This is a genomic window from Streptomyces fructofermentans, from assembly GCF_014651055.1.
In the GTDB taxonomy this organism is placed as follows: Bacteria; Actinomycetota; Actinomycetes; order Streptomycetales; family Streptomycetaceae; genus Streptomyces; species Streptomyces fructofermentans.
Genome location: NZ_BMWD01000033.1, coordinates 48766 through 75250, shown reverse-complemented (window position 1 = coordinate 75250; position 26485 = coordinate 48766). Strand labels below are relative to the sequence as shown.

30 protein-coding genes are annotated in these 26485 nt (G+C 72.2%); 13 read left to right on the top strand and 17 right to left on the bottom strand.

All coding sequences use genetic code 11. From position 1 onward, the window contains the following. The first annotated feature begins 75 nt into the window (after window positions 1-75). Window positions 76-924: an endo alpha-1,4 polygalactosaminidase gene (locus IE265_RS33090; RefSeq protein WP_190039446.1), complete on the top strand. Its 849-nt coding sequence runs from the start codon at window positions 76-78 to the stop codon at window positions 922-924. A 435-nt stretch (window positions 925-1359) separates the two neighbouring features. Here IE265_RS33090 and IE265_RS33085 read toward each other — a convergent pair whose 3' ends face one another. The 4 genes from IE265_RS33085 to IE265_RS33070 form a co-directional block, all read right to left on the bottom strand. Further along, complete coding sequence (locus IE265_RS33085; protein ID WP_190039445.1) at window positions 1360-1836, bottom strand: hypothetical protein; 477 nt, start codon at window positions 1834-1836, stop codon at window positions 1360-1362. A 371-nt stretch (window positions 1837-2207) separates the two neighbouring features. Further along, window positions 2208-2837: a class I SAM-dependent methyltransferase gene (locus tag IE265_RS33080; RefSeq protein ID WP_190039444.1), complete on the bottom strand. Its 630-nt coding sequence runs from the start codon at window positions 2835-2837 to the stop codon at window positions 2208-2210. 666 nt (window positions 2838-3503) lie between these two features. Beyond that, entirely contained in the window at window positions 3504-4019 is a 516-nt protein-coding gene (locus tag IE265_RS33075; protein ID WP_190039443.1) for a flavoprotein, read from the bottom strand. Between the two features lie 80 nt (window positions 4020-4099). Next, window positions 4100-4558, bottom strand: a complete 459-nt coding sequence (locus tag IE265_RS33070) for a nuclear transport factor 2 family protein (protein ID WP_190039442.1) — start codon at window positions 4556-4558, stop codon at window positions 4100-4102. A 151-nt stretch (window positions 4559-4709) separates the two neighbouring features. Here IE265_RS33070 and IE265_RS33065 point away from each other — a divergent pair, with 151 nt between their 5' ends. The 4 genes from IE265_RS33065 (at window position 4710) to IE265_RS33050 (ending at window position 8640) form a co-directional block, all read left to right on the top strand. Beyond that, window positions 4710-5282 carry a TetR/AcrR family transcriptional regulator gene (locus IE265_RS33065; RefSeq protein ID WP_190039441.1) on the top strand — a complete coding sequence of 191 codons (573 nt, stop codon included), beginning with the start codon at window positions 4710-4712 and terminating at the stop codon, window positions 5280-5282. A 120-nt stretch (window positions 5283-5402) separates the two neighbouring features. After that, window positions 5403-6863 carry an aldehyde dehydrogenase family protein gene (locus IE265_RS33060; protein WP_190039440.1) on the top strand — a complete coding sequence of 487 codons (1461 nt, stop codon included), beginning with the start codon at window positions 5403-5405 and terminating at the stop codon, window positions 6861-6863. Between the two features lie 480 nt (window positions 6864-7343). Then, complete coding sequence (locus IE265_RS33055; protein WP_190039465.1) at window positions 7344-7976, top strand: LysE/ArgO family amino acid transporter; 633 nt, start codon at window positions 7344-7346, stop codon at window positions 7974-7976. Window positions 7977-8190: 214 nt separating this feature from the next. Further along, window positions 8191-8640, top strand: a complete 450-nt coding sequence (locus IE265_RS33050) for a nitroreductase family deazaflavin-dependent oxidoreductase (RefSeq protein ID WP_190039439.1) — start codon at window positions 8191-8193, stop codon at window positions 8638-8640. Window positions 8641-8810: 170 nt separating this feature from the next. Here the strand turns inward: IE265_RS33050 and IE265_RS33045 are convergent, their stop codons facing one another. Further along, window positions 8811-9827, bottom strand: coding sequence for a cation diffusion facilitator family transporter (locus IE265_RS33045; RefSeq protein ID WP_190039438.1), 1017 nt, complete (start codon window positions 9825-9827; stop codon window positions 8811-8813). Between the two features lie 165 nt (window positions 9828-9992). Here IE265_RS33045 and IE265_RS33040 point away from each other — a divergent pair, with 165 nt between their 5' ends. Together IE265_RS33040 and IE265_RS33035 are read left to right on the top strand one after the other, a co-directional pair. Beyond that, window positions 9993-10289 (top strand): DUF4235 domain-containing protein, encoded by a 297-nt coding sequence (locus tag IE265_RS33040; protein ID WP_190039464.1) that lies wholly within the window; start codon window positions 9993-9995, stop codon window positions 10287-10289. A 61-nt stretch (window positions 10290-10350) separates the two neighbouring features. Then, the gene (locus IE265_RS33035) at window positions 10351-10818 is read left to right on the top strand and encodes a peroxiredoxin (RefSeq protein WP_190039437.1); all 468 of its coding nucleotides are present in this window, start codon (window positions 10351-10353) and stop codon (window positions 10816-10818) included. Window positions 10819-11096: 278 nt separating this feature from the next. Here the strand turns inward: IE265_RS33035 and IE265_RS33030 are convergent, their stop codons facing one another. From IE265_RS33030 to IE265_RS33020, 3 genes are all read right to left on the bottom strand, one after another. Beyond that, the gene (locus IE265_RS33030) at window positions 11097-11750 is read right to left on the bottom strand and encodes a hypothetical protein (protein WP_190039436.1); all 654 of its coding nucleotides are present in this window, start codon (window positions 11748-11750) and stop codon (window positions 11097-11099) included. A gap of 167 nt (window positions 11751-11917) precedes the next feature. After that, complete coding sequence (locus IE265_RS33025) at window positions 11918-12310, bottom strand: VOC family protein (RefSeq protein ID WP_190039435.1); 393 nt, start codon at window positions 12308-12310, stop codon at window positions 11918-11920. Window positions 12311-12389: 79 nt separating this feature from the next. Continuing rightward, a complete protein-coding gene (locus IE265_RS33020) occupies window positions 12390-12854 on the bottom strand; it encodes a pyridoxamine 5'-phosphate oxidase family protein (protein WP_190039434.1) in 465 nt (154 codons plus the stop codon). Between the two features lie 327 nt (window positions 12855-13181). Between IE265_RS33020 and IE265_RS33015 the strand changes: the two genes are divergently transcribed. Next, window positions 13182-14213, top strand: coding sequence for a 7-epi-alpha-eudesmol synthase (locus tag IE265_RS33015; protein WP_190039433.1), 1032 nt, complete (start codon window positions 13182-13184; stop codon window positions 14211-14213). A 178-nt stretch (window positions 14214-14391) separates the two neighbouring features. On the opposite strand, the gene IE265_RS33010 is transcribed toward IE265_RS33015, so the two are convergent. The 5 genes from IE265_RS33010 to IE265_RS32990 are packed head-to-tail and all read right to left on the bottom strand — an operon-like array spanning window position 14392 to window position 18694. Further along, window positions 14392-15642 carry a cytochrome P450 gene (locus tag IE265_RS33010; RefSeq protein WP_190039432.1) on the bottom strand — a complete coding sequence of 417 codons (1251 nt, stop codon included), beginning with the start codon at window positions 15640-15642 and terminating at the stop codon, window positions 14392-14394. Continuing rightward, window positions 15639-16256: a GTP-binding protein gene (locus tag IE265_RS33005; RefSeq protein WP_190039431.1), complete on the bottom strand. Its 618-nt coding sequence runs from the start codon at window positions 16254-16256 to the stop codon at window positions 15639-15641. The genes IE265_RS33010 and IE265_RS33005 overlap by 4 nt, the downstream gene beginning before the upstream one ends. Next, window positions 16237-16608, bottom strand: coding sequence for a DUF742 domain-containing protein (locus IE265_RS33000; RefSeq protein WP_190039430.1), 372 nt, complete (start codon window positions 16606-16608; stop codon window positions 16237-16239). Before IE265_RS33000 ends, IE265_RS33005 begins: the two co-directional genes overlap by 20 nt. Next, entirely contained in the window at window positions 16605-17015 is a 411-nt protein-coding gene (locus IE265_RS32995) for a roadblock/LC7 domain-containing protein (RefSeq protein ID WP_190039429.1), read from the bottom strand. Before IE265_RS32995 ends, IE265_RS33000 begins: the two co-directional genes overlap by 4 nt. Before the next feature lie 5 nt (window positions 17016-17020). Continuing rightward, the gene (locus IE265_RS32990; RefSeq protein WP_190039428.1) at window positions 17021-18694 is read right to left on the bottom strand and encodes a sensor histidine kinase; all 1674 of its coding nucleotides are present in this window, start codon (window positions 18692-18694) and stop codon (window positions 17021-17023) included. Window positions 18695-19052: 358 nt separating this feature from the next. Here IE265_RS32990 and IE265_RS32985 point away from each other — a divergent pair, with 358 nt between their 5' ends. The 3 genes from IE265_RS32985 to IE265_RS32975 all read left to right on the top strand — a co-directional run bounded on the left by IE265_RS32985 (window position 19053) and on the right by IE265_RS32975 (window position 21609). Beyond that, a complete protein-coding gene (locus tag IE265_RS32985; protein WP_229916799.1) occupies window positions 19053-20486 on the top strand; it encodes a cytochrome P450 in 1434 nt (477 codons plus the stop codon). 197 nt (window positions 20487-20683) lie between these two features. Then, entirely contained in the window at window positions 20684-21046 is a 363-nt protein-coding gene (locus tag IE265_RS32980; RefSeq protein WP_190039427.1) for a DUF1304 domain-containing protein, read from the top strand. Continuing rightward, window positions 21043-21609 carry a TetR/AcrR family transcriptional regulator gene (locus IE265_RS32975; protein WP_190039426.1) on the top strand — a complete coding sequence of 189 codons (567 nt, stop codon included), beginning with the start codon at window positions 21043-21045 and terminating at the stop codon, window positions 21607-21609. Before IE265_RS32980 ends, IE265_RS32975 begins: the two co-directional genes overlap by 4 nt. A gap of 58 nt (window positions 21610-21667) precedes the next feature. Here the strand turns inward: IE265_RS32975 and IE265_RS32970 are convergent, their stop codons facing one another. Then, on the bottom strand, window positions 21668-22135 hold the full coding sequence (locus IE265_RS32970) for an SAM-dependent methyltransferase (RefSeq protein WP_190039425.1): 468 nt from the start codon (window positions 22133-22135) through the stop codon (window positions 21668-21670). A gap of 119 nt (window positions 22136-22254) precedes the next feature. Between IE265_RS32970 and IE265_RS32965 the strand changes: the two genes are divergently transcribed. Next, window positions 22255-22788 carry a hypothetical protein gene (locus IE265_RS32965; protein WP_190039424.1) on the top strand — a complete coding sequence of 178 codons (534 nt, stop codon included), beginning with the start codon at window positions 22255-22257 and terminating at the stop codon, window positions 22786-22788. A gap of 72 nt (window positions 22789-22860) precedes the next feature. Further along, complete coding sequence (locus IE265_RS32960; RefSeq protein ID WP_190039423.1) at window positions 22861-23562, top strand: 2-phosphosulfolactate phosphatase; 702 nt, start codon at window positions 22861-22863, stop codon at window positions 23560-23562. Window positions 23563-23625: 63 nt separating this feature from the next. Here the strand turns inward: IE265_RS32960 and IE265_RS32955 are convergent, their stop codons facing one another. The 3 genes from IE265_RS32955 to IE265_RS32945 all read right to left on the bottom strand — a co-directional run bounded on the left by IE265_RS32955 (window position 23626) and on the right by IE265_RS32945 (window position 26222). After that, window positions 23626-24759, bottom strand: a complete 1134-nt coding sequence (locus IE265_RS32955) for a sensor histidine kinase (RefSeq protein WP_229916797.1) — start codon at window positions 24757-24759, stop codon at window positions 23626-23628. Next, window positions 24752-25450: a response regulator transcription factor gene (locus IE265_RS32950; protein ID WP_190039422.1), complete on the bottom strand. Its 699-nt coding sequence runs from the start codon at window positions 25448-25450 to the stop codon at window positions 24752-24754. Before IE265_RS32950 ends, IE265_RS32955 begins: the two co-directional genes overlap by 8 nt. Window positions 25451-25517: 67 nt before the next feature. Further along, window positions 25518-26222: a VanZ family protein gene (locus tag IE265_RS32945; RefSeq protein ID WP_190039421.1), complete on the bottom strand. Its 705-nt coding sequence runs from the start codon at window positions 26220-26222 to the stop codon at window positions 25518-25520. Between the last annotated feature and the right edge of the window lie 263 nt (window positions 26223-26485).

Genomic DNA, 26485 nt, shown 5'->3' with positions numbered 1-26485 from the left:
TCCTCAGTCCGGCCCGAGTCGCCAGGTCCCCCACGGGTCCGAGGCGGGGTCGTACTCCCGATTGATGGAGCGGACATGCCCGTCGAGCGTGGCGCCCGCCCGGACGCCCTCCGGGTGGCCACGACCCTGCTGGTCCTCGCGGCGCTGATCTCCTGCGCGTCCTGCGCGTCCGGTGGTGACGACCCGGCCCCCGACCGCCCGGACGCGGCGAAGGCCGTTCGGCTGCCGCCCGTCCACGCCGGATTCGACTACCAGATCGGCGGCGCGTACCCGCCGCCGAAGGGCGTGCGCGTCGTCGCCCGCGACCGGGCGGCGAAACCGGCCCGCGGCCTCTACAACATCTGCTACGTCAACGCCTTCCAGGCCCAGCCCGAGGAACGCGACGAGTGGCCCGCCGACCTGCTGCTGCGTGACGGCGGGGGCAAGGCGGTGATCGACCGCGACTGGAACGAGCCGCTGCTCGACATCCGCACGCCCGCCAAGCGCGAGCGCGTGGCGGCCCGGGTCAACCGGTGGATCGACGGCTGCGCGGACAAGGGGTTCGACGCCGTGGAGCCGGACAACTACGACAGCTACACGCGCTCGCACCGCCTGCTGGATGCGGACGACGCGACGGCGTTCATCAGGCTGCTCTCCGACCACGCGCACGCGCGGGGCCTCGCCATCGCGCAGAAGAACACGGTGGAGTTGGCGCCCCGGCGCGAGGACGCCGGGCTCGACTTCGCGGTCGCGGAGGAGTGCGGCGCGTACGACGAGTGCGGGGCGTACGCCAAGGCGTTCGACGACCGGGTGGTGGTCGTCGAGTACACCGACAGCGGTCTGGACAAGGCGCGTTCGGGCTTCGGCGACCGGCTGAGCATCGTGCGCCGCGACGTGCTGGTGTCGACGCCGGACAGCGCCGACTACGTGCGCGAGACACGCTGAGTACTTGTGTCCGAGTCGCCCATGAAAGTGGGTCCGGCGGCGACGGAATGTCGGTTGGGGCGTGGTCTTCCAGGGACGAGCCACCGGGGCTGCTCGCCGTCTGGCGGCCGACCCGGACCCTTCCGAGCCCTGAACCGGCTGCCGACCCGGATTCCGATGTCCGGGAGCCGTCGCCGCGCAACCGGGCCTGCCTCCCGGTCTGCGCGACCTGCTGGCAGGAGACCAGGGCATCTTCGTGGGAACACGACCGCGGCCCGGGCCGACACCCCGCAGGCGATGCGTGAACAGGCTGTGGCCACGCTGGAGCCCGACAGCCCCGCTGCGGAGTGGATGCTGTCGTTCAGTCGCGGCACCCACGTGTGTCCCCAGCCGCGTCGGCCCCGCCTGATCTCTCACGGCGACGAGCTCTGCACACGGGCTGGTGAGCTGATCGAGTCAGGAGCGCCCGGATTCGCAGTTGAGTTCGTGGTGGCCGCGAAAGTCGAAGAAGCGTAGGCCGTCGATCACTGCTCCAGACAGGGCTTCCGGCAGGGTCCACGGGTGGGCGGTGTAGTCGTCTGTTGCCACGCCTCCATGCTCAAGCAGCAGCGCGATCATTCGGTGAACCTCTGCGGTGCCGTCGACCCGCCCGGAGACGTCGATCTGCACCGCCCAAGTGGGGCGATGCCCGATGGCCGCTTCGAGGATCGTGACATCTTCGGGATCCCAGTCGGAGAAGAGGCAGCCGGCCTGCTCATCATCGATGTCGATGTAGAGGTTGCCGTCCAGAGTCCACGGATTGCGCTGCTCGGGCAGATGCCGATCGAGCAAGGCGACGGTCTCAGCTCGCTCGCCTGCGGGAAACACAAATACGGTTCGCATGGGCCGGAGCCTAGGCAGTTCAGCTTCCTGGCGGCCATGGATCTCAGCCATGATGCTGATCCGTCGATCGAGTGGCGGGGATGGCGAAGGCCGGCACCAGCCGCGACCCTTGGACTGGATCAGGCCGGAGGAGTGCGCATCCGACAAAAGCGTGCTCATGGATGCAGACGGATCCGAAGGCTCGTGCGCAGGTGCCGATGAACACCTTCCGCTTCCCGAAGGGGGCGCGAAAGGAGTCCCTTTCCTCCTCTGTCGGGATCCGGCGCTCCTCGCCGGGGCCACGCGAGCAACTGATCATGGCGCTGACGACGTCGGCGAGTTCCGGGCTCACCAACAGGAGTCGCTCGCGTCGGTCTTGGGCGGAGCGATCTGCAGCAGCGGGACAATCTCGCCGGAGAAGGGGAGCTGGTATTGGGCACGCCCTACGGGCGGCGGGCCAGCAAATGGGTGTCGAGGAAGCCCCGCTCGGTCGCCGGGTCGTGGAGCAACCGGGCGAACGTGACGAGGCCGGCCCGGCCCAGCAGCTCGGCGAACCGGTCCGCCGGCCAGCTGTAGGCGGGCGTCACCTTGTGGTCGAAGCGGACCGGCTCCGGTCCCTCGGTCCCGAAGAGGGACACCAGGAGCAGGCCACCTGGTGCCAGGACACGCACCTGCTCGGCGAGCAGCGCGGGCAATTCCCCAGGTGGGGTATGGATCATCGAATAGTGGGCCAACACTCCGCCGAGCGCGCCGTCCTCGACCGGCAGGGCCTCCATTCGCGCTTCGTCGAACCGGAGCGCCGGATGGGCCCGCCGAGCGTGGTCGACCATGGCAGGGGAGAGGTCGAGCCCGAAGGCGTCCAGCCCCGAGTCGTGCAGCATGGCCGTCAGATGACCAGGTCCGCACCCAACATCGGCCACCCGCAGGTTTCCCGTGCCACGCACGAGCTCGGCGAAGGTGCCGATCATGTTCCGCGCGAACGGCCGCGCCTCCAACTGACCACTGAACATCGAGGCATACAGGTCCACGACTCCGTCGTATGCGGCCCTGGTCTCTTCCTGGTGTGTTGACACGGGAGGGAAACTAACACCCGCACCCTTCGCAGCCGCGGTCCGCGCCAGACCGCGCTTCCTGTCGGTGTGTCAGTCCCAGACGTTGAAGAGGACTCCGCCAACGTGGTGATGCCGTAGAAGCGGACCTCACGCCACTCGCCCCGCGTAAGCACTGAGGTGTTCAGGTCGGCGAGCGGTGTGGCGAGTCGCTCGCGGCTCAGGATCGTGAAGCCCGCGTCGGCAAAGGCGTTGGCCCACGGCGGCGGCGCGAGGAAGTTCGCGGGGGGCGAGAGGTTTCTACCGGCCGAAGGACGGCCCGCTTCCCGAGACCGACCTGTCGGCGTTCCGCGCCGCTCTCTACGCCGCTGCCCGCGTCGCTGGGGGCGAGGTGGGTGAGGTGAAGGAGCGGGCGTACCCCCGGACCTTCCACACCGCAACGGTCGTCGGACGCGAAGGCGAGCACATTGTCCTGTGCCACGCTCACCATCCCTGGGTCGCCTTCGCCGAAACAGGCCGGCACTGGTACGGGGAGGGGCGAGGCGTGCGCCTCGCCGGTGGCGAGGGCTCTGCCGACGTCGTGCCGGGTGGCGGGGCGGCGGTTCCTCGAGCCGGGCGGCCCGCCTGTCCGGGGCGGGAGGGTTTCGGTGCGTCGCCCCTGCTGCTCCCAACCAGAGGGAGTCGGCGGGGTCACCCGGCCAGCAGGTCCAGCGCCTGTTCCCAGCGGAACCCCCGTTCCGCCGGGCCGCCGAAGGCGTGGTCGCCGAACCGGACTCCCATGCCGCGCAGCCGCTCGACGCTCTCCCCGTAGGCCGGGTGAGCGGTCAACGCCTCACTGACACACGGCAGTACGGAGATCGGCACGCCCTGCCCGTACGCCTCGCACAGCGTGCCGAGGGCGAGTGTGTCGGAGATGCCCGCCGCCCATTTGTTGACCGTGTTGAAGGTCGCGGGCGCGACGGTGACGGCGTCCGGGTCGGGGAAAGGGCGCGGGTCGCCCGGGGCCCGCCAGGCCGAGCGCAGGGGCCGGCCCGTCTGCTCCTCGATCGCGGCCGTGTCCAGGAACCCCGTCGCGAGCGGCGTCGCGACCACTCCGACGTCCCAGCCCCGTGTCCGCGCGAGGGCGATCAACTCCCCGACTCCTGCAGCGACTCCGGCCGCGCAGACGACGACGTAGAGGAAGGGTTTCCGGGCCTGTTCGGTCACCCGGGAACCCTACTCAACGGGCCCCGCGCCCGGTCGGCGGGGCACGAGCCCCGTCCTGCGGCGTGCCGCCGGTCTCGGTGTCATCGGAGCGGGAAGGACCGTCCGCGCTCGGACTCCGGTCGCGGCCCGCGGATCCGCCGGTCCGCCTCCTCGATCGGTACGTCGTCGATGCTCGCCTCGCGCCGGGTCATCAGCCCGTGCTCGTCGAACTCCCAGAGCTCGTTGCCGTAACTGCGCCACCACTGGCCCCCGGCGTCGCGCGACTCGTACTGGAAGCGGACGGCGATGCGGTTTCCGTCGAAGGCCCAGAGGTCCTTGCGCAGGGCGTACTCCCGCTCGCGCGCCCACTTCCGCGTGAGCAGGTCCACGATCGCGTCGCGGCCGGTCACGAAGGTGTCGCGGTTGCGCCAGACGGAGTCCGGCGAGTAGGCGAGGGCGACCTTGTGCGGATCGCGGGTGTTCCAGGCGTCCTCTGCGGCCTGGACCTTGCGGGCGGCGGTCTCCCGGGTGAAGGGCGGCAGGGGCGGGCGGTCGGTCATGGCTGCGTCCTCTCGGCGGTCCGTCCCGGAACGCGGTACGTCCGCGGAAGGCCGTACGTCCGGGAAAGCGGAGAACGTGCGTTCTCCGGCATCGCTGTTAACGTAGGAGAACGGTGGTTCTCGCGTCAAGGCGTCAAGGGGTGGGCGGGCAATGGACAGCACGGTGGCCAGGGATCAAGCCCTGGACGCGGCGGAGCGGTTGTTCTACGGACGCGGCATACAGGCCGTGGGGATGGACGACATCCGGGGCGCGTCCGGGCTCTCGCTGAAGCGGCTCTACCAGCTGTTCCCCGCCAAGGAGCACCTCGTGGTCGCCTACCTGGAACGCCGGGACGTTCGCTGGCGGCGACGCCTCGCAGAGCATGTCGCCACCCACGAGGACCCGGCCGGCCGCGTTCTGGCGGTCTTCGACTGGCTGGGCCTGTGGTTCCTGGAGCCCGGCTTCCGGGGCTGCGCCTGGATCAACTCGTTCGGTGAGCTGGGGGCCACGTCGGAGCCGGTGGCCGCGCAGGTCCGCGCCCACAAGCGGGCGTTCAGGGAGTACCTGGCCGGCCTGGTTGCCGAGGCGGGCCTGCCCCCGGCACTGGCGGACCAGGTGCACCTGCTCGCGGAGGGCGCGATGGTGACCGCCGCCGTGGAGGGCGGCGCCGAGCCCGCCGCCCGGGCGGGGCGGGCGGTCCGGACGCTGATGGAGGTGCGGGGCGTGCCGTCGGCCATTGACTGATGTGCCGCCGGGTTGCAGACTCCAATCGAAAATTCAACGGAGAATTGTTCACCAGGCGAACGCACTGCTGTCCGCTCACGGAACGCCATGCGTCGCCGCGCACGACGGGAAGAGCCGCGCATGACCCTGCACCGTGACCTGCTCATCGGCGGCAAGGAACTCCCCGCGGTCTCCGGCCGCACCGCCGAGGACCTGAATCCCTACAGCTCCCAGGTGTACGCCACGGTCGCCGCGGGTGGCGTCGAGGACGTCACCCGGGCCGTGGACGCCGCGGACGCGGCATTCCCCGCGTGGGCCGCGGTCGGTCCGGCGCAGCGCCGCAAGATCTTCCTCACGGCCGCCGACCTCCTGGAGTCCCGCACCGAGGAGGCCGTACGGATCATGGCCGGCGAGGTCGGCGGAACCCGCCCCTGGGCCATGTTCAACGTCGGCCTCGCCGCGAACATCCTGCGCGAGGCCGCCGCCGCGGTGACCGCGCCCCGCGGCGAGGTGCTCAGCGCCCAGGAGGAGGGCGCGCTGGGCCTCGCGATCCGTGAGCCCGTCGGCGTCGTGGCCGCCTTCTCGCCGTGGAACGCCCCGGTGATCCTCGGCGTGCGGGCCGTCGCCGCTCCGCTCGCCGCCGGGAACACGGTCGTGATGAAGCCGAGCGAGGACGCGCCCGTCGCCTGCGGCCTGTTCGTCGCCGACGTCCTGCGGGACGCCGGGCTGCCCGACGGCGTGCTGAACGTCGTGACGAACGCCCGCGAGGACGCGGCCGCCGTCGCCGAGGCACTGATCGCCGACGACCGCGTACGTGCCGTCAACTTCACCGGCTCGACCGGCGTCGGCCGGGTCATCGGGGTGCACGCGGCCCGGTATCTGAAGCCCGCGCTCCTCGAACTCGGCGGCAAGAACTCCGTCATCGTGCTCGACGACGCCGACCTCGACTACGCGGTCGACGCGGCGGTCTTCTCCGTCTTCATGAACTCCGGCCAGATCTGCATGTCCGCCGACCGCGTCCTGGTGCACGAGAGCCTCGTCGAGGAGTTCACGGCCCGGTTCACGGCCAGGACCGCGTCCCTCCCGTCCGGCGACCCGGCCGACCCGCACACCGTGGTCGGACCGCTGGTCACCGAGGACGCCGCCCGCCGGGTCGCGGCACTCGTCGAGGACGCGGTCGCCCGGGGCGCCACCGTGCTGACGGGCGGCGCGGCCCCGGAGGGTTCGGTGCATCCCGCGACGGTCCTCACCGACCTGCCCGAGAGCGCCGAGCTGTACCACGCGGAGGCCTTCGGCCCGCTCGCGGTGATCAGCTCCTTCGCGACGGACGACGAGGCGGTCGCCCTCGCCAACGCCACCGAGCACGGGCTGACCTGCGGGATCATCACGGAGAACGGCACCCACGGGCTCAAGGTCGCCCGCCGCATCCGTACCGGCATCGTGCACGTCAACGACCAGTCGGTGGCCGACGAACCGAACGCGCCGTTCGGCGGGTTCAAGGGCAGCGGGTACGGGCGCTTCGGCGGACGCTGGGGCATCGAGGCGTTCAGCAACACGCGGTGGGTGACGCTCGCGACGCAGCAGGCGCACTTCCCGTTCTGAGCCGCACCCCACCTCCGACCAGCCGTGCGCGTGCTCCCGGCCCGCTCCCGCGTCGTCCCGGCCACGCGCACGGCGCCGGGTGCCGTGCGGCCTCGGGCTCGGTCCCGGTCCCGGCCTCGGACCCGGCCTCGGACCCGGGCTCGATCCCGGCCTCGGCCTCGGGCTCGGTCCAGGTCCAGGTCCCGGGCTCGGGCTCGGACTCGGACTCGGGCTCGGGCTCGGGCCCGGTCCCGGCCTCGGCCTCGGGCTCGGGCTCGGGCCCGGTCCCGGTCCCGGGCTCGACCGCACAACCCCGGGCAGGCCGCCGGGGCGCACCCGGCCGCCCGTCCCTCGCGCAAATCAGTTGCCTCGACGGGCGCGCCCGCGTCAACATCCCGCCATGAACTTCCTTTCAACCCCGCCGTCGACCTCCGCCGCCGTTCTCCCGGTGCGGGGACGCCGACAGTGCGGCCGTCCGCGGAGGCCCTCGCCCACGCGGTCGTGACCGCCGCGCTCGTCGCGGGCCTCCTCGCGGGGTACGGCATCGCCGTCCCCGTCGGAGCGGTCGCGACCCATCTCGTCTCCCTCACCGCCCGTACGTCCCTGCGGACCGGGGTGTCCGCCGCGCTCGGTGTGGCCACGGCCGACGGGCTCTACGCCCTGGCCGCCGTGCTCGGCGGTTCGGCCCTGGCCACGGCGCTGCTGCCGGTACTGGAACCGCTGCGCTGGGCCTCGGCCCTCGTGCTCGCGGTCCTCGCCGTACGCGGTGTCCTGTCGGCCCTGCGCGACTACCGGGACCGGCGGCCCGTCGGCCGGGCCGCCGAAACGCCGCAGGGTGTCGGCCGCGCCTACCTGGGACTGCTGGGCATCACCCTGCTCAACCCGACCACGGTCGTCTACTTCACCGCGCTCGTGCTCGGCGGCAGTGCGGGAACGTCCGTGACGCCCCTGGAACAGGGGGTGTTCGTGCTCGCCGCCCTCGCCGCCTCGGCGAGCTGGCAACTGCTCCTGGCGGGCGGCGGCGCCCTGCTCGGCCGTGTGCTGACGGGCCGGCGCGGGCGGCTGGTGACCTCGCTCGTGTCCGGGGCCGTCATCCTCGCGCTGGCCCTGCGCATGGCCCTGGGGTCGTCATGACCACCCCCGCCCGCTCACGGGAGCCTCGCGAGGGATTCGCGGTCCGCGCCGCCCTCCGGACCGGGCGCCGAGGCGACGGAACGTGCCCCGGACGGGTGATGTGACCGTTGGGCGGGTGGGGTACACGGGAGGGATGAGGCGACCGTGGCCGCAATGTAGGACCACGCGTCGGTACGGAACGCAGTCACGAACAACGATCGATGGGACGGATGCCATGCCTCTTGAGGGCGAGTACGAACCCAGCCCCGCCCAGTGGGTACGTGAGCAGGTCGAGCTGTACGAGAGCTCCGGCGGGACCAAGGGCACGACCCTCCTGGACACCGGGCTGCCGGTGATCCTGCTGACCACCCGGGGCGCCAAGAGCGGCAAGATCCGCAAGACACCGCTCATGCGTGTGGAGCACGAGGGCCGCTACGCGGTGGTCGCCTCGCAGGGCGGCGCTCCCACACACCCCGTCTGGTACCACAACGTCGTCGCGGACCCGCACGTGGAGCTCCAGGACGGGCCGGAGCGCCAGGACATGACGGCGCGCGAGGTGACCGGCGACGAGAAGGCCGCGTGGTGGGAGCGCGCCGTGGCCGCGTACCCGCCGTACGCGGACTACCAGAAGAAGACCGACCGGGAGCTCCCGGTCTTCGTCCTGGAGCCGGTCGCCGGGAAGTAGCGGGCGAGCGCCGGACGACGGCCCCGGACGATGGCGGGCGGGCGGTGACGGGCGGGCGCCGGACGCCCGTCCCGCGCGGGTCCCGGCCCGCGCTCCGCACTGTCCGGCTCCCGCGGGAAACCGGTCCGCGGAGACCGCGCATGATTCCCCGGACCCCGGGCACCCGACGCTCAGGCCCCGCCGCGCTCCCCCGTCGCGGCGGGGCCGCCCGCGTCCGCCCGATCGGGTGCCGGCCGTCCGCCGGCCCCCGCGGCACTGCGGGCCAGGCGCGCGTCCGTCACGTCGAGGAAGACCTGCTCGGCCTCCGGGACCACCCGGGAGATGGACCCCTTGATCCGTACGGCGACCACCTCGACCTCCTCGCTGTCCAGACCGGGCACCAGGTCGACACGGGCCGCCACCAGGGCCGAGTCCGGCCCGAGCTCCATGGTCAGCAGCGACTCCACCGAGTCGATCTCGGGCTGCGCCTCCAGCAGGGAGCGGACCCGGCGGGACAGCTCGGGGTCCGCGGCCCGGCCGATCAGCTGCTCGCGCGCGTCCCTGCCGAGCCGGTACGCCACGTACATGAGCAGCCCTCCGATGCCGAAGGACGCCGACGCCTCCCAGACGATCCGCCCGGTGACCATGTGCAGGACCATTCCCGCGATGGCGAGCGTCACCCCGACCACCGCCGTGCCGTCCTCCGCGACGACCGTGCGCAGCGCCGGGTCCCGGGCTCCTTCGGCGAGGCCGCCCTGCCCCCGGACCTGGTGGAGGGCGCGCAGGAGGGACGTGCCCTCGGCGAGCAGGGCCACGACGAGGACGACGATGCCCGCCGTGTAGCCCGCGTGGGTCTCGCCGCCGTCCTGGCCGAGGGCCTCGAAGCCCTGGAGGACGGAGAAGCAGCCGCCCATGACGAAGATGCCGACGGCGGCGAGCAGGGACCAGAAGAAGCGCTCCTTGCCGTAGCCGAAGGGGTGGCGGCTGTCGGCCGGGCGCCTGCTGCGGCGCAGCGCGGCCAGCAGGAACACCTCGTTGAGGCTGTCGGCGACGGAGTGCGCGGCCTCGGAGAGCAGCGCGGGCGATCCGGTGAGCAGACCGCCCACGGCCTTGGCCGCGGCGATCACGAGGTTGGCGGCGAGCGCCACCAGCACGGTGACGCGTGTCCTGCGGTCGGCGGAGGTCGTCTGGGTCTGGGTCTCGGTCACTCCGGCCGGATGCCCCGCGGGCGCCCCCTCACACGGGTCCGGGAGCGGGCCGGACCCGGGACGGCCCGAAGCGGGTCGGTCCGTCCCGCGTAATCGGCGCGGAAACGGACACTCGCCAAGGGTCCGGTGCGAGCGCCGCCCCGAGCGGCTCCAGACAGGGAGATCCTGGTGAAGAAGAAGAAACTGCCCATGGCGTACAAGCCGATCGGGTTCGTGCTCGGGTGGACGGGCGGAGCCCTGGCCGGGATGGCGTTCCGGGCGACCTGGAAGGCGATCCGCCACGAGGAGGACGCGCCGGACGCCCTCGACAAGGACCGCGGCTGGGGCGAGGTGCTGTTCGCGGCTGCCGTCCAGGGCGCGATCTTCGCGGTGGTCCGCAGCGCGGTGGACCGCACCGGCGCCACGGCCATCGAACGGTCGACCGGAGTGTGGCCCTCCGGGGGCAAGGGCGGCCGCGACTGACCTGTCTACCGTCCAGTACGGTTGCCCTCCACCCAGCCGCGCGGGAACAGGGGAGCTAACAGTGACGAACCGTACCGAGGTCGGCGACACCGTCGAGGACTTCACCCTTCCCGACGAGACCGGCACCCCGCGGCGGCTGTCCGAGCTGCTGGAGGAGGGGCCCGTCGTGCTGTTCTTCTACCCCGCCGCCCTCACCGCCGGATGCACCGCCGAGGCGTGCCACTTCCGCGACCTGGCCGCCGAGTTCGCGGCCGCCGGGGCCCGGCCGGTGGGGGTCAGCGGCGACACCGTGGAGCGGCAGCAGGAGTTCGCCGGGCAGCACACCCTCGGGTTCCCGCTGCTGTCCGACCCGGACGGCGCGGTCCGTGAGCGGTTCGGCGTGAAGCGGGGCTTCTCACTGGCGCCGACCAAGCGGGTCACCTTCGTCATCGCCGAGGACCGCACGGTGCTCGACGTGGTGCGCAGCGAGATCCGGATGACCGCGCACGCGGACCGCGCCCTCGCGGCCCTGCGCGCGCACCGCGTCTGACGGTCGCGCGGGCCGGACGGCCCGCGTTCGGCGCCGGAGCAGGGGCTCGTCCGGAATCGGGTCGTGTCGGGCCGCGGGTCGGTGCGGTGCTTCGGCTTCCTCGCCGGCACGGCCCTGGTCGCCGGCACTGCTCGCCGGCGCCGTGCGCGGGCGCCGCTCCGGGGCGCCGGCACTCTGGAGCGCGGCCGGAGCCGCCGTGTTCGTCACGGCCCCGCACCCGCTCGTACGGGACGTGGGACGACCGCGCACGACGAGGGAGACCTGCTCCCCCGGCACCCTCAGCCGCACCGCCGCGTGTCGCTGTCGGCGTCGGCGCCCGGCAGCAGCTCCAGCCGCTCCTCGGCCGTTCGCTTCCCGCGCGTCACCTCCACGTCGAGGGAGCCGCTCCTCAGATCGGAGAACTCGACGGCGTAGATCGTGCGCCGCCCGTCGGCCATCACGCCGACCTCGCGCAGGTCCACCGCCGCGCCGTTGCACGCGGCGGACTCGGCGACCTCGCCCTCGGCGCCGAACACGACGTTCCACTCGACGGCCGCCGTGGACAGCAGGGGCACGAGCCGAGGGGCCCGGCCGACTTTCCGCGGGTTCGTCTCGCACCCCACGGAGGAGGAGCCGGTGCCGTTCGCGGTGCCGTGGCAGAACCGCCCGTCCCGTGTCTCCCAGACGAACAGGGCCGCACCGGGGCCGTCGGCGGCCACCAGCGCACCCTGCGCGTCCGGCGCGTCCCTGCCCTTCGCGCCCGGCTGGGACAGCAGCACCTTGCGCACCGCGTCGACGTTCTTCCCGGTGTCCGTCGCCGGCGCGGGCGAGGGGGCCCGCGGCGAGGACGACGCCGGCGCGGGTTGGCGCCGTTCGGTCGCCTCCGAGCACGAGGCCACGGAAACGAGCAGAGTCGCCGCGAGCAGACAGGCCGGCAGTCTCTTCATGTGCATCCCCCCGGATGATCGAACCGACACTCTAATGCCGTCGGTCCGGCCTCGCGGGAACGCGTCGATCGTGCGGGTACCCGGAATCCCGCACGACCGGGCGTCGCCCCCTCACCCGCGCCCGCGCCCCGGCTCCCGCTCCGGACGGCGAGATGGCGTACGGGACTCGGACGTCAGCCCAACTTCGGTGCCGTGGCGTGGTGGTGGCGCAACGTGAACGAGTGGCCGGAGGGGTCCGCGTAACCCCGCTCCTCGAACGGAGCGGTCGTCTCGCGTGTCTCCAGGGGCCGTCCGCCGAGTCCGATCACCCTGCGCTCCGCCTCGTCCATGTCCTCCACGATGAATTCGAGGTGCACCTGGAGGGAGTTCTCGGGGCGCGGCCAACTCGGCGGAGTGGCGTTCGCGTCGCGGCGGAAGGCGATGCGCATGCCGTCGGCTCCCCTGATCTCCACGAGGTTCACCGAGGCGTCCACGTCCTGCGCGTCCAGGAACTCCTTGTAGAACGCGGCGAGTTTCTCCGGCTCCGAACAGTCCAGCACCACGACGCCTGTCACTACCTGTGCCACGTTTCCTCCGTCGGCCGGTCGGCAGCGGGCGGCGATCCGCCCACTGCTCCGGGATGACGGGTTACCCGGCCACGGGATTTCAGTCGGCCACGAGCCAATGTCCGTCGCGCATCAGGTCGCGTCCTTCGATCTCGTTGACCTCGCGCCAGGCCTGCACGCGCAGCGGCCGGATGCGGAAGTACAGGTAGGGCGTGGTGAGGCGGCGCGGATCGAAGTCCGTCTTCGCGGCGAAGGCGTCGCCCACCGCCGTCGGCAGTTCCGCCGGGGTCAGCGCCTCCACGGATCCCTCGACGAGGACGACGTCACGGGTGGGTCCGATGCCCAGCCGGACCCTGCCGGTCGAACGGAGGTTGCGGCCCGTCGGGCTCTCGGCCGCGGTCGCGACGAGCAGCGTCGCGCCGTCCCAGAGGAACGAGAGCGGCACCATGTACGGCACGTCGTCCCCCGCTGTCGCGACCCAGGCGTCCACGTCGCCGTGCAGGCGGTCCAGGGTGTCCTGCTTGCGCCGACTCGCGGTGCGGGCGGGCGGGTTCATCGGGTTCATCGGGAACGGCCTCCTGAATCGACGGGCACTCTGCCGGCGTGACGCCCGGGGCCGCGGTGGCGGACGCCGGTCCTCCGCGGAGGCGGCGGGCGCGTCCATCCGGCCACGGAGGGCCGCGTTCCGCCGAGGCCGCCAATCCGTGTAACGCAGGTCACGGAGCAGCCCCCGAGGTCACGGCATAGATCATTTACCATCAGGGCAGTCTCGTAGCGTCAAATCGAGTCAACTTTCGCCTCAGGAACCACAGTTCGAGCAAACGGGCGTCGCTGCAGATCGCCCGGCCCGCAGGGGTGGGGGCCCTGTGAATCGTCTCAAGAGAGGACCCGAATGCCGCAGGACGTCAGGTTCGACCTCCCCTTCACCACCCCGATGAGCGAGCACCTCGACCACGCCCGCGCCCGCCATCTGCGCTGGGTGTGGGACAGGGGCCTGGTGCGCAGCCAGGCCGGTTTCGAGGAGTACCGCTCCTGGGACCTGCCGCAGGCCGCGGCCCGCACCTATCCGCACGCCTCGGCCGAGGACATGGTCGTCCTGATGAACTGGTTCTCCCTGGCCTTCCTGTTCGACGACCAGTTCGACACGGGCAGGCCCGATCGCGCCGACCGGATAGCGGAGGTCGCGCGGGAGCTGATCGTCACGCCACTGCGGCCCGCGGGTGTCACGCCCCGGGTCGTCTGCCCGATCACGGTGGCCTGGGCGGAGGTCTGGAACCACCTCTCGGATGGCATGTCTCTGACATGGCGCACCCGGTTCGCGGCGTCCTGGGGCCGGTTCCTCGTCGCGCACACCGAGGAGGTCGACCTCGCGGCCCGCGGTCTCGCCGGCACGCTCGACCTGGAGGAGTACGCGGAGTTCCGGCGCCGCACGGTCGGCATCCACCACAGCATCGACGCGGGCGAGCGCAGCCGGGGCTTCGAGGTGCCGGCGCGGGTGCAGGACCATCCGCTGATGGAGCGGATGCGCGACCTCGCCGCCGACACCATCGGGTTCATGAACGACATCCACTCCTTCGAGCGCGAGAAGCGCCGCGGGGACGGCCACAACCTGATAGCCGTCCTGCACCGCGAAAGGCGCTGCGGCTGGGAGGAGGCAGCCGCCGAGGCCTACCGGATGACGACGGACCGGCTGACCGAGTACCTCGAACTGGAGGCGCGCGTACCGGAGATGTGCGACGAGCTCGGCCTCGACGAGGACGAGCGGGTCCGGGTGCGGATGGGTGTCGAGGCGATCCAGCACTGGATCAACGGCAACTACGAGTGGGCGCTGACCACGGGCCGGTACGCGGCGGACAAGGAGAGCCCGGCGTCGGTCGCCGAACTGGCCGGCAAGGGCTCGCTGGACGACCTGCTCACCGTCTGAGCCCGCGCCCGCGCGACGCCCGTACGGCCGGACCCCGAGGAGGGGCCGGCCGTACGGGTCGTCCCGGGCACCCGGCGTGCCTGCCGCGCGGACCGCCGTGCCCTGCGGGTCCGGGCCGGTCCCCGGAGTGCCGGTGCGGATCGAGCCGGTACCCCGCGGACCGGACCGGACGGCTGCCCTATACGGCGAACTCGACCGGGAGCCGGTCGAGTCGGGCCTCCCAGGTGGACGCGGTCGAGGTGAGGTCCCCGGGCGCCACCGCGAGCCGCAGCCCGGGCAGCCGGTGCAGCAGCACGTCCACGGCCGTCTCGATGATGGCCTGGCCGATGCTCTGCCCCGGGCACTCGTGCGGCCCTCCGCTGAACGCGAGGTGCGACTGGTTCCCGTGCACCGAGATGCCGACGTCGGGCCGGATCTCCGGGTCGACGTTGCCCGCCGTCAGGCCGAGTACCAGCAGGTCCCCCTCCTGGAGCCGGTGGCCGCCGAGTTCGAGGTCGGCGGTGGCGAACCGGCCGGGGAGGACGGCCAGCGGAGGCGTGTTCCACATGACCTCCTCCACGACGGAGGAGATGTTCAGCTGTCCGCTGACGAGGCCGGAGAGCCGGTTGCCGTCGGTGAGGACCAACTGGAGCACCCTGGCGAGGAGGTTGCTCGTGGTGGCGTTCGCCGTGATCAGCACCAGGCGCAGGTGGTTGAGGATCTCGTCGTCGTCGAGTCCCGCGTGGTGTTCGAGCAGGCCGGTGGTGAAGTCCGCTCCGGGCTCCAGGCGCCTGCGCTCGGTGAGTTCACCCAGGATCCGCATGATGCGGTCGTTGTGCAGGACGGCGTCCGCGCCGCCCTTCATCACCTGGGCCGACGACTCCGCGAGCCGCCGCCCCTCGGTCTCGGTCAGTCCGAACACCCTGGTCAGTACGAGCATCGGCAGGTACTCGGAGTACTCGGCCACGAGGTCGGCGCTGCCCCGGCCCGCGAAGGCGTCGATCTCCTTGTGCGCGAAGTGCGTGATGTGGCGGCGGATGCCCCGGCTCGACACGGCCTGGAGGTTGTCGGTGACGGCCCCGCGCAGCCTGCGGTGCGGTTCGCCGTCCTGCGACACGCAGTCGGGACGCCAGCCGAGCATCGGGACGAGCGGCGAGGTGCTCTCGACCCGCCCCTCCTTCCAGTCCCGCCAGATCCGCGAATCCCGGCTGAACTGGCGGGGGTTGTCGAGCACCCGCCGGTTCTCCCGGTACCCGAGCACCAGCCATGCCGGTATGTCGCCCTCCAGCAGGACGGGCGCCACCGGGCCGTGCTCCTTGCGCAGGCGCGCGTAGATGCCGAGCGGGTCCACCGCAGCCTCGGGCCCGTAGAGGCGGGTGGGCGCGTCGCCGCCGTGCGCCACCGGGCAGCCGCGCGGAGCGTCGGGACCGTTTAAGGGCTGGTCGTTCATCGGGGCTCCAGAGCGACGGACGAACGGTCCTTGAGATGGCGTATCAGCGCGATGAGCACATCACGGCTGGACGCCCGGTCGCGGGCGTCGCAGGCCACGATCGGGATGTTCGGGGAGATGTCGAGGGCGTCCCTGATCTCCTCGACCGGGTGCTCCTTCGAGTCGGGGAACACGTTCAGGGCGATCACGAAGGGGACGTCCTGCCGCTCCATCTCCTCGATGGCCCGGAAACTGGAGGCCAGCCGGCGGGTGTCGACCAGGACGACCGCCCCGAGGGCCCCCTTGAACAGACCGTTCCACAGGAACCAGAAACGTTCCTGTCCGGGTGTGCCGAACAGGTACAGCACGAGCTGGTCGTTGATGCCGATCTTGCCGAAGTCGAGGCTGACGGTGGTCTCCTGCTTGTCCGCCACCCCGATCAGGTTGTCGACGTCGGCGCTCGCCTGCGTCAGCGTCTCCTCGGTGGTGAGCGGCTTGATGTCGCTGACCGAGCGGACCATGGTGGTCTTCCCGGTGCCGAAGCCGCCGGCGATCATCACCTTCACCGAGCGGGCGCCGTCCGGCAGGCCGCCGTCCGCCGTCCGGTCCGGATGGTCAAAGCCTTTGAAGTCCACTGAGTACCTCCTCAAGGAGCGCGAGGTCGGGCCCGCGACCGGCGTCCGACGCCGGGATGGGATCGCGGGCTTCGACGCGGCCTGCGTCCAGCAGATCGGCCAGGAGCACCGCGAGAATGTTGAAGGGCAGTCCGAGGTGGGCGCCGAGTTCGGCCACCGACAGCGGATCACGGCAGCGCCGGAGAATCTCCTCGTGCTCGTGCTGCATGCCGGGGACGGCGGCGGCACGGGAGGTGATGAGGGTCGCCACGTCGAGGCTCGACGCCGAACCGCCCGGTCCGCTGCGGCCGCCCGTGAGGACGTAGTAGCGCTCGAGACCGGACGGGTCCGTGGGCCGGCGGGGAGCACTCATCCAGAGTGCTCCTCCAGCCGCGGAGTGGTGCCGAGGAGCTCACCCATCCTGCGGGCCAGATCCCTCATCTGATGGCCGAGCAGGCCCTGGTCCAGCCCTTCCTTGGCGAGGACTCCGAGGTACGTCTCCATTCCGGCCCGCACCACGAAGAGGTGGCCGCCGTCGACCTCGATCATCGCGAGGCGCAGTTGCCCGGCGTACTTGGGGAACTGCTCGGCGACCGGCTGGGCCAGTGCCTGCAGCCCCGCCACCACGGCGGCGAAGCGGTCCACGTCGTCGGGGTCGTCTGCGCCGTAGGAGGTGATGGCCTTGCCGTCGCTGGAGGCCACGAGGGCGAAGCGGATCTCCTGGATGCTCTCCACCAGATCGCGGAGCGCCCAGCTCACGTCGGTTCCCTGTTGCGTCATGTGGACTAGTCGCTCTCTTCAGTGCTGTGCTCGGTGGACTCACGTCCCGCGGACGGCTCACGTCCCTCGGACGGCTCACGTCCGGCCGTGGCGAAGGCCGCCAGGCCGGTGAACGAGGCGTCCGGCGGCACCGTGTGGTTCGCGGTGGACTCGGAGTCGTCCTCGCGCGCGACCGGTGCGGGCCGCTCGGACTCGGCACGCCTGCGGCGTCTGGGCAGTCCGCCGGGGGTGGTGTCGCCGCTGTCCTCCTCGGGCCCGGCCGCGTCCGTGCCGGTCGCCGGATCGGCCGCCTCGGCCTGCTCCGAGGGGACCTGGCCCGCCGTCACCGCGCCGGCGGGCAGCCGGCTGAAGTACTTGTGCGGGACCACGACGACCACCGAGGTGCCCAGCCAGGGCGAGTCGGCGAAGGTGACCCTGATCCCGTAGCGGCGGGCCAGGGCTCCGACGACCCGCAGACCGAGGTGGGCGTCCTCGGACACCCCGCCGAGACCCGGGCCGGGCGCCACGCCTTCGAGCGACTGGAGGGCCTCCTGCCGCTTCTCCTCGCTCAGCCCCTTGCCGGAGTCCTGGATCTCGACACCGACACCGTTGGGCACCTCCCTGCCGGAGACGATCACGGGCTCGGTCGGCGGCGAGTAGCGCGCCGCGTTGTCGAGCAGGTGGGCGAAGATCAGCGTCAGGTGGTCCACCAGACCGCCGTCGACGCCGAGTTCGGGCAGCTGCTGGACCTGGATCCGGTCGAAGTCCTTGATCCGGCCGATGCCGCCGCGCACCACGCTGAGCAGGCGCTGCGGTTCCTGCCACTGCCTGCCCGGGCGGTCCGAGCCGCCGAGCACACCGATGCTGGCGGCCAGGGAGTCCGCGGGGCCGAGCTGCTGGTCGAGTTCCATCAGGCCCTGGGCGACGGACGGCAGCCGGCCGTGCTCCCCCTGCATCTCGTGCAGTCGTCCGCGCAGCTTGCTGGTGAGGACGTGGATGCGGCTGCCGATGCTGATGACTGCCTGCTCGGCCGAGGTGGAGCGGTTGAACTCCTGCTCCACGCCGATGAGTGCCGTCCTGAGCACCTTGCGCAGCCGGGCCTGGAACTCGGCACCGGTCTCCGTGCCACGGTCGGCCGGCGGCAGCAGGTCGTCGATCGCGGCGCCCTCCCGCAGTCGGACGAGCGCCTCGGGGAGCTGCTGGTCGGCGAGCAGCGAGACGGCCGCGAGCCGGAGGTCCGCCTGCTCCTGCCAGGACTGCGCCTGCTCGGCGGTCCGCGCCTCGAACTCGGCCATGCGTGCGGCCAGTTCCGCGTCGTACGAGGCGGCCCGCTCGGCGAGTTGCTTCTCGAACGCCGCGGCCTGCTCGGCCGATCGCGTGTCGAGGGCGGAGCGTTCGGTGGCGTACTGCCTCTCCAGCACGGACACGTGCTGCTGCCACTGCTGGGCCTGTTCGGCCTGCGCGGCTCTGAACTCGCCCGCGCTGCGCCGCATGTGCACCTGGGAACGCACCAGGAGGCGGGTGGAGGCGGCGCTCGCCGCGGTCACCACGACTCCTGAGGCGATCGCCGGTATTCGGGCCGGGTCCGGTCCGGCTACCGCGGCGGCTACGGTCCCGGCACCTAACGCCAGTGGCAGCAGCCACCAGCTGTACCAGGCGGCGGGTGCCCTCGCCGCCGGTGGCGGAGTGGCAAGTTCCATGCGCATCCTTCGAAGCAACACGATCAAACGGGGGGTGGTGGCTCGGGGCAGCACGCGTCGCGCAGGGTGGTCGACCCGGCGGCGGGCATGCGTGGATGACGAGCGACAGCCGGTGACTGTCACGTCAACTCGCCGTGCCTCAGGGAACCTTATCGGGTTTGATCACCTACTGATCAACCTCCCCCGGTCCGCTCGTATACGGCTTCGGCCTGGGTCCGACCGCCGCTTCCGGGTCGACAAATCCCTTTACTCATTCCCGGAACCGAACGGCCACGAGACGTCGACGGATACACCATCGGCCGCCGGGGCATACATGTCGCGATCACAGCACCCGAGTTGATCCCTTGGAGCGTCCCCCGTGACCGGCATCCCAGGTCTTCCCCCCACCGCCCCCACCGCCCCCGGCCGACTCCCCCTCCTCGGCCACGGACTCCAACTGGCCAACAGACCGCTGGAGTTCATGAACTCCCTGCGCGAGCACGGCAGCGTCGTCCGCATCCTCATCGGCCCCACCCCCGCCTACGTGGTCACCGATCCGGCCGTCACCCGGCGCGTCCTGGTGACGGAGGTCGACGCCTTCGCCAAGGGCGGCAGAATCATCGACGCGCTGCGCGTGTTCTTCGGCGACGGGCTCGCCACGATCGCCGACGGCGACCAGCACCTGAAACACCGGCGCCTGATGCAGCCGATGTTCGGCAGAGCCCACGTCGCGACCCGCGGCGACGTGATGATCGAGCACGTACGGGCCGCGACCGCCGAATGGACACCGGGCGTCCCGCGCGACACGTACGAGGACATGAACGACCTGGCGCTGTCCACGTTCCTCGTGGCCCTCTTCGGCTCGGACCTGCCGGACAGGGTCCGGGCGGAGTTCGGCGGCCTGATGCCCGCCATCATGCGCGGCACCATCCGGCAGACCATCCTGCCCGGCTGGGTGACACGGCTACCGCTGCCCTCCAACCGGGCCCACGCGAAACGCGTCGCACGGCTGCGCGCGCTCATCGACGAGACCATCGACCACCACCGCGCCCGGCTGGAGTCCGCGGAGCGGGCCGCCCCTCCGGAGGAGTGCCCCGCCCACCGGGGCGGCACGTCGCCCGGTGGACTGTTCACCACGCTGCTCACCGCCGAGCACCCACGGACGGGCCCGCTCTCCCGGCAGCAGCTCCAGGACGAGGCGATCACCCTGCTCACCGGCGCCGTCGAGACGACCGGGACGACCCTGGCGTGGGCGCTGTACGAGATGAGCAGGAACCCGCCGGTCGAAAGCCGGGTGCTGGACGAGCTCGACGCCGTGTGCGGTGAGCGGCCGCTGCGACAGGAGGATCTGGGCTCCCTGCCCTACCTGCGCGCCGTCCTCAAGGAGACGATGCGCATGTACGGGCCGGCCTGGCTCGTGACGCGGACGGCGACGCGGCCCGTGGTGCTCGACGGCGTGCCGGTCCCGCGGGGCGCGGACGTCGTCTACAGCCCGTACCTCCACCAGCACGACCCGGCCCTCTACGCGGACCCCGAGGCGTTCGACCCCGGCCGCTGGGAGCCCGGGCGCGCGAAGGACATCGACCGCTCCTCCTTCCTCGCCTTCGGGGACGGCCGCCGCAAGTGCATCGGCGAGGAGTTCGCCTGGGCCGAACTCCTGGTGATCCTCGCGACCGTGGTCCAGCGCTGGCGCCTCGCCCCGGCCTCGGGCCCTCCGCGTCCGCAGGCGATCGTGACGGTCAAGCCGGACAGGCTGCGGATGACACCGGAGAAACGATCCTTCACCCGGGGGGCGCACTCCCCCGCCGACTGAGCGACGCGTCCCGCCGACCACCCCGGTGGGACCGCGACGGGACCGCGGCGGGACCCCGGCGGGACCCCGGCGGGACCCCGGCGGGACCCCGGCAGCATCCTGGACAGGTGTCCATGTATGGTGGACACCTGTCCAGGAATCGCCCGGCGAACCGACCGGGACGACCTTCCGGCGGAACCCCGAAGGAGCAGGTCCCGATGCAGACGCTCGCGAACGTGCTGGTCGGCCTGATCGCCGCCCTGCACGCGTACATCCTCGTGCTGGAGATGTTCCTGTGGGAGCGCAGGCCGGGCCGCGAGCTCCACGGATTCGACCCCGCGATGGCGAAGGCCACCGCTCCGCTCGCCGCCAACCAGGGCCTCTACAACGGATTCCTGGCCGCCGGACTCGTCTGGGGACTGATCGCCGACGACCCGACCGGCTTCCGCGTCCAGGTCTTCTTCCTCGTCTGCGTGGTCGTCGCGGGCGTGTACGGCGCGGCCACCGCCAACCGCCGCATCCTGTTCGTCCAGGCACTCCCCGGGGCCGTCGCCCTGGCCGCCGTCCTCGCCGCGCGATGACCTCCGACCCCCGGGCCGAGCGGACACGGGCCAAGCTGCGCCGCGCCCTGTTCGACGAGTGCGCCCGGCGGCCGCTCGCGGAGGTGGGCGTCGCCTCGCTGGTCCGCACGGCGGGGGTCGGCCGGGCCACGTTCTACCTGCACTACAACGACCTGGAGGCGCTGGCCGTCGACGCCTGCGCCGATGTCGTACGCGACGCGGTGGACGCGCTCCACGCCTGGCGGGGCAGGCCCGACCCCGCGTCGGCGCCGGACGCGCTGCTCTCGTTCTTCGCCGGCCTGCGACCGCACACCTCCCTGTACCGCGCCCTGTTGAGCCCGGGCGGAGGGGGCCCGCTCGGACTCGTCCTGCACAGGGACCTGCGCGCTCGCAGCCTCTCGGAGCGGCAGCTCGTCGGCGCCCCGGAGGCTCCGCTCGTCGCGTCCGCCGTCGCCGCCACCTTCGCCGGCGTCCTCGCCGACTGGCTGCACGGACTGGTCGAGGCGACTCCGGAGGAGATCGCGCACAAGGTGTGGCGCCTGCTCGTGGCCCTGCACGCGTCGGGCTCACGGATCGGCACGTGACGGATGGCCGGACCGGCCGACCCGTGGTGCCGTTCGACTCACTCCCCGGCGGCCCCGCTCACGGCCGGAAGTACTCCGCCATCAAGTCGCGCACCCACGCGGGCTGTTCGATGTTCGAGGGGATGAACTCGGCCATCGCCGGCTTGAGATCGACGACCGGTGTGCCCGAGACCGCGTCGAGTCCCACCACCGTCAGCACACGGCCGTCGACGGATTCCACCGCGCAGGTCGTCACGCCTATCCGGTTCGGCCTGCGGGGGCCGCGGCCGGCGAAGACACCTACCGGCGGAAGGTCGGCCCGGCCGCGGTAGGGGCGCGGTTCGCGGTGGTCGTCCTGTTCGGGGAACCGGTCGAAGACGAAGAGGACTTCCACGTGCGAGAAGCCCTCCAGCCCCTGGAGGCACGCGTCACCGAAGCGCTCGTCGACGGTGATGGTGCTGCGGACCGCGCCCCAGTGGTCCGTGTCCTGGACATCCGTCCGGTCGTTCCGGACCGTACCGATCGGTGTGATCTCGAAGCTCGACATCCCCGGAGGCTATCGCCGTCACGCCCGCTCCGGCTTCGCCGCCAACCGAACCCCCGTGCATTCGGCGGCCGTTCACGGATGCCCGTGTCGGGCTCCGAGGTTTCCGTGAGACTGCCGCGATGAGGATGAGCGAGGCGTACGCGGGGGCCGTGGCCGGTCTGGTGCCGGTCGTGCTGTTTCTGATCATGGTGGAGGTGGCGGGGCACAGGAATCGTCTCCGCACCCTCTTCGGGGAGATGGCCCGGCCGGCCGCCCTGGTCCGTGCCATGGCGAGGCGTCCCGCACGGGGCGACGCGCAACTCCGGCGCGCGGCACGGGCCGTGGAGCAGCTGAACTCGGGGGTCCGCAATCTCGCGTGGGTGTCCGCCTACCTCGCCGTGTCCGCCGTGACGGCGGTTCTGCTGCTCGACGCGGAGATGCGCGCGCTGCGATGGCTGGCGTCCGCCGACCCGGGGCCCGCGGCGGCGGACGCCAGGTTCTGCCTGGTCGTCCTGGGAATCGCCTTCTTCAGGGTCGGCTTGGGCCCGCTGCTCGATCTGGTGAACCCCGTGCGCGAGGGCGCGGAGATCATCCTCCCGGCCCTGCGGTCCCTGCACCGCCTCAAGGCGTCCGTCCAGGAGGCCGACCGCGACCCCGGGGCCCCTCGGCCGTGAGGGGCCTGCGCCGCCTCGGGGCGGGAGGAAACGCCCTCGCGCTTCGGGCCGGGGTTGCGCGATCATGATCGGATGGACACTCGATTCCTCGGCATCGCCGAACTGGACGAAACCCCGTCGGTCGCCGTGGTCGTCGATGTCATGCGGGCCTTCACGGTGGCGGCGCGGGCCTTCGCGCAGGGGGCGGAGAAGATCGTTCTCGCCGAGTCGCTGGACGCCGCCCTGGCGCTCAAGGCCCGGCATCCGAAGTGGGTGGCGATCAAGGACGGTCCGCCCGCGCCCGGGTTCGACGCCGTCAACTCGCCGGGGCTGCTGCGCGGCCTCGACCTCCGCGGCCGGACCGTCGTGCACAAGACCACGGCGGGGACCGTCGGCGCGCTCGCGGTCAAGGACGCTGAACTGGTTCTGTGCGCGAGCTTCGTGGTGGCGGAGGCGACCGCGCGGGCCCTGCGGTCGCACGTGGCTGACCGTGTCACGTTCGTGGTCACCGGCGAGGACGGACGGGCCGACGAGGACCTGGCGTGCGCCCAGTACATCGCCCTGCGGGCCGCCGGTACAAGCGCGGACCCCGCCGAATTCCTGCGCCGTGCCGCGGAGTCGCGCGCCGCCCGCGAACTGGCCGGGGGCGTACGACAAGGGGTCCATCCCGACGACATCGCGCTCTGTCTCGAACTGGACCGGTTCCCCTTCGCCATGGCGGCGGCCTCGGAGGGCACCCTCATGGTCCTGCGTCCGCACCCCGTGCCGGCGCCGAACGACAGGACCGCACCCTGACCGCCGCGACCGGAGCCGGGTGCCGGCCGCGGTGACGGCACGGGGGCTCGTACCGGCGCGTCGTCAGCCGGAGTTCCCCTGGTGTCCCGCCGCCCGTCGTGTGCCGGGAACCCGGACCGTGACGATGAGGCCCCCGGCGGCTCGTGGGGCGAGGTCGAGGGTCCCGTCGTGGGCGCGGACGACGCTGTCCACGATGGCCAGGCCGAGGCCGACGCCGGCGTGCCCGTCGGTGCGTACGCGTTCCGTTCCGCGCCGGAACGGTTCGGTGAGGGTCGCCACCAGTTCCGGCGGCAGCCGACGGCCCGTGTTCTCGACGCGCAGCACGCTCGTGTCGGCGTCGGCCTCGGTGTGGACCGTCACGGTGCCGCCTTCGGGGAGGTTGTGGACGACGGCGTTCTGGACGAGGTTCGTCACCATCCGCAGCAGGAGTTCCGCGGAACCGCTGGTCAGGGCGGCTCCGCCGGTGGCCTCGAGCGTGATCCCGCGCTGCTCGGCGAGCGGAAGCAGCGTCTCGGCGGCTTCCTCCGCGAGGAGGGAGAGGTCGACGCTCTCGCGGGTGAAGTGACCGCGGTCGCCGCGGCTCAGCAGCAGGAGCGCCTCGGTGAGGCCGATCGCGCGCGCGTTGGCCTCGTGCAGTCGCTCGATGAGTTCGCCCCGGTCCCGCGTCGGGTCCTTGCGGGCGACGTCGAGGAGCGTCTGCGAGATCGCGAGCGGGGTGCGCAGCTCGTGCGAGGCGTTCGCGGCGAACCTCCGCTGCTCGGCGACGTGGGACTCCAGTTGCTGGAGCATCGAGTCGAACGCGTCGGAGAGTTCACGGAACTCGTCCCGGCGGCCCCGCATCCGGATCCGGTGCGACAGCGAACCGGCCCCGGCCAGCCGTGCCGCGTCCGTGATCCGGGTGAGCGGTGCGAGCATCCGGCCTGCGAGGAACCATCCGCCCAGGAAGCCGAGCACCAGGAGGAGGGCCAGCGCGACAGCCGCGGCGGGGGCGAAGCCCCGCAGGAGGTCGGAGCGATTGGGCCCGACGATGACCACGGCGCCGAACCTCTCCTGGATGGCTCTCGGATCCTGGACCGGCAGCCAGCGCAGCACGAACACCCACATGACGGCCAGCAGGAGGGTGCCGGCGACGAAGAGGAATCCGGCGTAGCTGAGGGCGAGCCTCAGCCGGGCACCGTGCTCCGGGCGTCTAGCCACGGGCGCCGCCGCCGGGGTGGACGGGCTCCGTACCGGTGTCGATGCGGTAGCCGACGCCGGGCAGCGTCGCGATGACCCATGGTTCGCCGAGCCTCTTGCGCAGGGCGGAGACGGTGATGCGTACGGCGTTGGTGAGGGGGTCGGCGTTCTCGTCCCAGGCACGTTCCAGCAGTTCCTCGGCGCTGACGACCCCGCCCTCCGCGGCGACGAGGACCTCCAGTACGGCGAACTGCTTGCGGGTGAGGGCGACGTAGCGTCCGTCGCGGAACACCTCCCGGCGGAAGGGATCGAGCCGCAGCCCGGCGATCTCGCGGACGGGTGGCCGGGTGTGCGCGCGCCTGCGGTCGAGCGCGCGCAGCCGCAGGACGAGTTCCCGCAGCTCGAACGGTTTGGTGAGGTAGTCGTCGGCGCCGAGCCCGAAGCCGGAGGCCTTGTCGTCGATCCGGTCGGCGGCGGTGAGCATGAGGATCGGGATGCCGCTGCCGGAGGCGACGATGCGCCGGGCGACCTCGTCGCCGGAGGGGCCGGGGATGTCGCGGTCGAGTACCGCGAGGTCGTAGGAGTGGACACTGAGCAGTTCCAGGGCGGAGTCGCCGTCGCCCGCGATGTCGGCGGCGATCGCCTCCAGCCGCAGACCGTCACGGACGGCCTCGGCGAGGTGGGGCTCGTCCTCCACGATCAGTACGCGCATGTACGAAGCCTAAGCAGCGCGGCAGGCAGCGGACGGATGCGACGGCGTGTACGCACGGACACCCGGCTCAGCCCGCCGGTGCCGGCGCGGGACGGGGCCGGTCCGAACCCGTCCGGGCCGTCGTACGCCACCAGCGGCGCGACGCGAGCGCGGCCAGCGCGGCGCCGGTGGCGTTGACCAGCACGTCGTCCACGGAGGACACCCGGTCCAGCCACAGGGCGTACTGCGCGATCTCGACCAGGACCGAGCAGGCGGCTCCGAGCGCCAGGACCCGCGGCACGGACGACAGCGCCGCCCATCGCACCGGGGCGAAGAACCCCAGCGAGGCGAAGACCAGCAGATTGCCGACGATCCCGCCCGCCCCCATCGTGACCAGGTCCCCCAGCGGGACCAGGCTCACGCGGCGGGGGGCGACACCCGGTGCGGCGCCCGGCATCATGGTCATCCAGAGGAACGGCACCGTCCCGTGGACCATGCCCACCTCCGCCAGCGACATCCGCCAGGCCCGCTCGGCACCGGCGGCACGCCGTCGGAGGGCCAGGCCCCATGCCACCAGTACGGCGAGCGGCAGCGCGACCAGCGTCATGAGCACCACACCGTTGAAGGTGTCGAAGCAGCCGTGCCACCGTCCGGCCGCGCACACCGGGGCGGACATCATCAGCGGCCGGCGCAGGGCGAAGAGCGCACTCGCCAGGGTGAGGACCGCCAGTCCGAGGAGCACGATCCTGAGCGTGCGGCCCGGCTCTGCCGGCAGGGAGGCTTCGGTGTTCATGTCCTCATGAAAGACGGAGGACGGTTCCGGGGGCGTATGCGGTTTTCGATACGCCGGCGATACACGCCTGTCGGTGCCGCGCCGCTGCCGCCGGGAGCCTCGGAGCCTCGGTCCCGGGGAACGGGTCGCACTGTCGGCCTGCGGCGGGTGGCTGCCTCCGTACCGGCGGGGGTGGTCGTGTCCTCCGTACCGGCGGCGGGGTCGTGTCCTCCGACCCCGGGGCGGGGTCGTGCCTCCGGCCCGAGGCCGGTCACGGGTCACCC